5 protein-coding genes are annotated in these 4,187 nt (G+C 63.7%); 1 reads left to right on the top strand and 4 read right to left on the bottom strand.

Annotated elements, in window-relative coordinates:
- The 4 genes from ACXJ7R_RS26285 to ACXJ7R_RS26270 form a co-directional block, all read right to left on the bottom strand.
- Positions 1–560 (bottom strand): ABC transporter transmembrane domain-containing protein (locus tag ACXJ7R_RS26285; RefSeq protein WP_457154377.1); only part of this gene is annotated, 560 nt, incomplete at its 3' end.
- 9 nt (positions 561–569) lie between these two features.
- Entirely contained in the window at positions 570–1,604 is a 1,035-nt protein-coding gene (locus ACXJ7R_RS26280) for a glycosyltransferase family 2 protein (protein WP_457154376.1), read from the bottom strand.
- Positions 1,605–1,609: 5 nt separating this feature from the next.
- The gene (locus tag ACXJ7R_RS26275; protein ID WP_457154375.1) at positions 1,610–2,716 is read right to left on the bottom strand and encodes a glycosyltransferase family 2 protein; all 1,107 of its coding nucleotides are present in this window, start codon (positions 2,714–2,716) and stop codon (positions 1,610–1,612) included.
- Positions 2,713–3,888, bottom strand: a complete 1,176-nt coding sequence (locus ACXJ7R_RS26270) for an acyltransferase family protein (protein ID WP_457154374.1) — start codon at positions 3,886–3,888, stop codon at positions 2,713–2,715. The genes ACXJ7R_RS26275 and ACXJ7R_RS26270 overlap by 4 nt, the downstream gene beginning before the upstream one ends.
- Before the next feature lie 29 nt (positions 3,889–3,917).
- Between ACXJ7R_RS26270 and ACXJ7R_RS26265 the strand changes: the two genes are divergently transcribed.
- A complete protein-coding gene (locus tag ACXJ7R_RS26265) occupies positions 3,918–4,187 on the top strand; it encodes a hypothetical protein (RefSeq protein ID WP_457154373.1) in 270 nt (89 codons plus the stop codon).

Below are 4,187 nucleotides of genomic sequence, written 5' to 3'. Positions count from 1 at the left end.
GTGACCAACAGCGTCATGCGCCACGAAAGCAGCAGCAGAAAAGCCAGCAGGATGATGGCGGCCGATGCGCTGACGATGGCCGACAGCATGATCTGGATCGCATCCGATGCCCGCCAGGATTCGTTGGAGATGATGTTGAGCAGCCGTCCCGGACTCTGCCGCAGGAAGAATGGGTAGCCTACCCGCAACAACCGCTCCGACAAGGCGCTGCGGATCGAATGACTTGCCTTGCCATAGATGAAGGTCGTCAGCAGCGTGTTGGCGAAGGCGAAAATGTTCTTCAGGACGATTGAGCCGAGGATGGCGATCGAAATGACGATAAGCCGGTCGCGCTCGCTCAGGCCCGATCCGACATGCTGGAGGACAGCGGAGAAGCCGCCCATTCCCGCTGCATCCCCGTGTCCCATGATAATGCCCAGCAACGGGATGATCAGGCCGATGCCGAACCCTTCGAGGACGGCGCCGACCAGGCCGAGAACCACCACGGCCGGAAGCAGGCGCAGTTGCTTCTTTCCGAACGTCCGGAACAGCATCGGCAGGCTGGGCGGTAGCAATGGCATTATAGCGGTTCAACTCGCTTCGGCATTTGCCTGTTGATCTTGTCGCACCGGCGCACCCTGCGCCCGTCTCGCCAGCAGGAGAACCGCGAATCTGGCGGCGCCGAGCAAATTCATGCCGACGATCGGCCAGTGCGACAGGTCGAGTTCACGATCGAACGCAGGCCCGCCCGCCGATTCCCGGAAAGCGGCTCTAGCGGCCCAGTAGAAATGACGCAGCAGCCAGGGCGCATGGCGAACATGTTTCAGGCAGAGCCCGCCATTTCCCAGGCTGTAGTCGCGGTGGAGCTTTTCGATGGATTTGCGATCCCGCCGGCCGTGATGATGGAAGATCGTCATGTCCGGCACATATTCGACCGCGATGCCGAGCAGCACCGCGCGCACGAGGTAATCGGTATCCTCAGCTGACCGCAACGGCCCGCCGGCGCCGAAACGTTCGTCGAAATAGCCGACACGGGCAGCGACATCGCGGTGCATCGTCATGTTGCAGCCCAGCACGAAGCCGCCGGGATGGACGTCCGGCGTCAGCCGCTCGCGTACCCGCGAGCGCTTGATCGTGAACGGCAAATCCCTGGGATCGCCAAGTTCGACACGGCCGCCCCGGATGAGCCATTGTTCCCCGGACGCGTAGTGTCGCTCCAGATCGCGCAGGTAGTCGCAATGGACCGCGCAATCATCATCGACAAAGACCAGCACACGGCCCCGCGCGCGCTTCAACCCGGCGTTTCGGGCAGTCGCCAATCCGGGGCGGGGCTCGTAAACCGGCGTGAATGGAATGTCCGACATGGCCGCGATGCCGGCTAGGCGTTCCGCCGTGCGGTCGCTCGAGCCGTTGTCGACGACCACCAGCTCGGCGGCGAAGCCGGCATGGGCGCGGCACGCGGCCTGCACCGACTTGATGCAAGCCTCGAGCACGGCGACGCGGTTGCGCGTGCAGATGATGAAGCTGACTTCTGGCGCCGATCGTTCCGGGCGGGAATTGGCCGGGCCGGCGCCGAGCGCTGTCGAACGATCGCGCTGCAGGGGTTGGTGGGCTTTGACGGTCATCCCCTCTAACTCAACTGATAAGGCGCCAGGACCGTCTCGGCGGGCGCGGATTTGAAGAAGTATGCCAGGGCGTCCGCCTGCCTGCCGGCCGACAGCGAGGCAAGGCTGAGCCAGGGCGCCCAGGAGCCCGGCCGCAGCGCATATTTCTCGCGACGCCGGATGACGTTCCATTTCGCGGTCCGCGTCAGCAATTCATGCGTCAGCGAGGGCTGCTTTTCGTCGGCGACGAGTTGGTAAAGGAAATAGAACAGGTTCAGTGCGCCGGCCACGAAGCTTGGCCGCGTCTCGGCCGGCAGCGAGCAGATCTCCTCCTCCAGCGCGACGATGAAGTTGGCCGCACGGGTAACCGTGTCGAGGCTGACCGCATCCCCGATGTCGCGCAGGTCTCGCGTGGTTTCCGCGAGGCCCTCGCGCTCGAGATTCTCCGCCACGATCCGCAAATGCGTCCGGCGCATCTCCTTGCTGTGCCGGCTGGTCACGCTTGCCTGATGGATGCGGTAGACGACCAGGTTTTCGGGCATCATGGCTGCCGGGTAACGGCCGGCCAACCGCCTGAAAAGGTCGAAATCCTCGGCGTGCCTGTAGGTCTTGTCGTAGTGGAGATCGCCGTCTTCGATGACCTTCCTGTTGTAGACGACCGTCGGGTGCATGAAGATGGTGAAGAACATCGCCAATATGGGAATGCGGCCGAACTGGAACACTGGATCGGGCTTGCCTCTGGCGATGCGGCCGCGGATCAACATGTCGACCCCGGCGCCGCAGAAGCCAAGTTCGGGCCGCCGCTCGAACAGCGCCACCTGGCGCGACAGGCGCCAGGGGTAAGCGACGTCGTCCGCGTCCATCCGTGCGACCAGCTCGCCCTGGGCATTCTGCAGCCCTTCGTTGAGCGTCGCCACGAGGCCGCGGTTTTCGCGCGAGATGATCGAGATGCGGCTGTCGGCTTGCCGGTATCGCTCGAGGATTTCGAGCGAATTGTCGGTCGACCCGTCATCGATCGCGATGACCTCCACGCGACAGTAGTCCTGCCGCAGGATGCTTCCCAGCGCGGCGGCGAGATAGGGCCCGGCATTGTAGACCGGCAGCAGGACCGAGACGAGCGGCGCGGCGGTCATGGTGTCGCATCCGTTCGCTGGAGGTCGAGCGATGGTGCTGGGCCATCGGGCGATCGGCCGGGCGCCCTCGCGACCCAGCCGGCATGGCCGGCGCGTGCCGGCGCGGCATGGGTGCGCGCCACATAGGGGAAGTGGCGCTTCAGGCGGTTGAGCGGCCTTTCGAAAACCACCCAGGAAATCGAGGCCACGACAATCGTGGCGGCGCTTGCAACCAGCAACCGCCCTGGCCCTTGCTCCGAGACATTGAGCGGAATCCACGGCTGCGACTTGACTGCGAGCGACAGCAATATCGGATGATAGAGATAAACGCCGTAGCTGATGCGACCCAAAGCCAGCAACGGCGGCAGCTCGGCAAGCTTGCCGAGGGTGCCGCCAAGGCCGCTCGAACAGGCGGCGACGATGGCCATCAGCGGCACCAGGGGCAGGACTTGCAGCAGCAGCCAGCGCGCCCATTCCAGCGTCGGATCTGGAGGCGCCGGGACAAACCACTCGATCATCAGGAATGCGGCCGCGAAGGCAGGCCAGCCCAGCCGCATCCATTGCGGCAGGGCAGCACCTCTGGATCGCCAGCAGGCAAGCAGCGCACCTGACGCCAGCGCATCCATGGATGCCGGCGGCAGCAGGTCGCGTGCCAGTGCCGGGGTGGCGGTGACCGGCCAGTAGAAGCGATAGGCCAGCGACAGCAGGATGATGCCCATGCAGATCGGCTCGAAGCGCCGGCGCGGAACCAGCAGGACGATCAGTGGCCAGGCGACATAGAACTGCTCCTCGATGCTCAGGCTCCAGAAATGGCACAGCACCCAGGGCGTCCAGTCATTGCGCATCGCATACCAGAAATTCGACAGATAGAGCGCATGCCAGAGCAGCGATGGCCTGGCCTGTTCCAGGTCGAAAACCCAAACGAAACCCAGGACGGCGAAATAGGGAGGAAATATCCGCAGCGCCCGCCTGATGTAGAAGGCTCGCAACGCGGCGCCGGTTTCAAATTCGGCGGCCGAACGCGCTTCCAGCAGCAGGCGCGTGATCAGGAAGCCGCTCAGCACGAAGAACAGCCGCACGCCGATATGGCCCCAGAAGGATGATCCTCCGGCGGCGAAGAAATGGGAGTACAGAACCATCGTTACGGCGATGGCCCTCAATGCATCCAGTTGGATGTCGCGGGTGTTTCCCATCAGCGGCGTCCGCCGGCGTGATGTCCGCGATGAAGCCGCAAGCCGGCCATTTCGAACTGCAGGCCAAGGCGGACAAGGCCCGCCACGGGGCAGGCGCCATCAAACCCGTGCTTTGCGAGTCCGCTCTGGCCGGGCTCGAAATCGACAGACAGGCAGCTCAATTCGGTCAAGCCAGGGAATCCTTCACGGCCTATGTCCAGTCGTCAAACGAGTCCCCCAGAGGATGGTTCGGCTACCGCATTGTGCAGCGCAACACAAAAAATTTACCAAGCCGAAATACTTGTGTGAGCAAGCGATAA

The organism is Mesorhizobium sp. P5_C1 (assembly GCF_054049815.1).
Note: the sequence above shows the minus strand (reverse complement) of the source record. Positions and strands in the feature narration are given on the sequence as shown.

Coding starts and splice junctions, on each gene's coding strand:
- ACXJ7R_RS26270 (WP_457154374.1), bottom strand. CDS start 3,888: ATGGGAAACACCCGCGACATCCAACTGGATGCATTGAGGGCCATCGCC.
- ACXJ7R_RS26275 (WP_457154375.1), bottom strand. CDS start 2,716: ATGACCGCCGCGCCGCTCGTCTCGGTCCTGCTGCCGGTCTACAATGCC.
- ACXJ7R_RS26280 (WP_457154376.1), bottom strand. CDS start 1,604: ATGACCGTCAAAGCCCACCAACCCCTGCAGCGCGATCGTTCGACAGCG.
- ACXJ7R_RS26265 (WP_457154373.1), top strand. CDS start 3,918: ATGAAGCCGCAAGCCGGCCATTTCGAACTGCAGGCCAAGGCGGACAAG.